At 62.0% G+C, this 940-nt stretch carries 1 protein-coding gene; it reads left to right on the top strand.

Going from position 1 to position 940, the window contains the following annotated elements; all coding sequences use genetic code 11:
- Positions 1-2: 2 nt before the first annotated feature.
- On the top strand, positions 3-940 hold a 938-nt coding region (locus AB5S05_RS22040; protein WP_369289638.1), incomplete at its 3' end, for an IS1595 family transposase.

The following is a 940-nucleotide window of genomic DNA, read 5'->3' as shown; positions in this document are numbered from 1 at the left end:
TCATGGATACTCAAGCCTTTCACCACTGGCTGGCTCAACTAGGCCAGCTCAGCCCCCAGCAGAAATCCACGCTTCATCAAGCCCTGCAGAGCCCACCCACAACAGCGGTGCTTGATGACCTGCCGACGTTGCAGAGTTGCCCGCATTGCCAGGGCGCCGCGAGACATCTCGCGCCCTGGGGTTGGTCGCGTGGTCTGCGTCGCTATCGCTGCCGTGGCTGCCGACGGACGTGCACCGCGTTGTCGGCAACCGGCCTTGCCCGCCTGCACTATCCCGAACGCTGGAAAGACTATGCCCAGGCACTGATTAATGGGCTGAGCGTGCGCAAGGCTGCCAAGGTGTGCGGCATTAGTAAGAACACCGCGTTTCTCTGGAGGCACCGCTTCCTGGCGGCAGCCGCCGAGCATCACGCCACCCATGAGACCGGAATTGTCGAAGTGGATGAGACGTTCTTTCTGGAGTCATTCAAAGGTCAGCGACGCTTACCGCGGCCGCCGCGTAAACGAGGAGGGGTCAGCGTGACCCGGGGCACGGGTAAAGACCAAATCCCGGTGATGGTGGTGCGCGACCGGGAGGGGCATACCGCTGACTTCACACTGGCCAAGCTCGATGCTGTGCATGTACGAAAAGCGTTGGCGCCGCTGATCGACAAGGAGTCCGTACTCTGCACCGACGGAGCAGCGGTCTATGCCAGCTTCGCCCGGATGCAGGGCATCACCCATCAGGTCGTGCATGCCCGCCCCGGCCAGCGCGTACGCCAAGGCGCTTTCCATATCCAGAACGTCAATGCCTACCACAGTCGACTGAAGAACTGGATGACCCGCTTTCATGGCGTGGCCACCCGCTACCTCCCCAATTACCTGGGCTGGCGCCGCATGCTTGAGCGCTACCAGCAAAGCATTCGGCCAGTTCACTGCATCCAGGAGGCGGTAGGACGCAC

This window comes from Pseudomonas zhanjiangensis (assembly GCF_041027545.1).
Lineage (GTDB): Bacteria > Pseudomonadota > Gammaproteobacteria > Pseudomonadales > Pseudomonadaceae > Aquipseudomonas > Aquipseudomonas zhanjiangensis.
This window is presented reverse-complemented; position numbering and strand designations above follow the sequence as displayed.